The 259-nt window shown below is 68.0% G+C and carries 1 protein-coding gene; it reads left to right on the forward strand.

Features of this window, described 5'->3' with window-relative positions:
* Positions 1-259: 2-dehydropantoate 2-reductase N-terminal domain-containing protein (locus L3N51_RS12440; protein ID WP_238027525.1), on the forward strand; the 259-nt coding region annotated here is incomplete at both ends.

Consider the following 259-nt stretch of genomic DNA (forward strand, 5'->3'; position numbering starts at 1 on the left):
TCCTCGTGACCGTCAAGAGCGGCGCGACCGGGGAGATGGCGGCCATGATTGCCGCCCAGGCTTCCCCGGACGCCACCGTGCTCAGCTTGCAGAACGGCGTCGACAACGCCGATAGGCTGCGCGCCGAACTCCCAGGCCGGCGCGTTCTGGCCGGCATGGTTCCGTTCAACATCGTGCAGTCGGTGGACGGCGAGACGCCGTTCAGGGTCCATCGCGCCAGCGACGGCAAGGTCAAGATCGAGGACGTCGTGCCCGGTCT

This window comes from Metallosphaera javensis (ex Hofmann et al. 2022), assembly GCF_022064045.1.
GTDB lineage: Archaea > Thermoproteota > Thermoprotei_A > Sulfolobales > Sulfolobaceae > Metallosphaera > Metallosphaera javensis.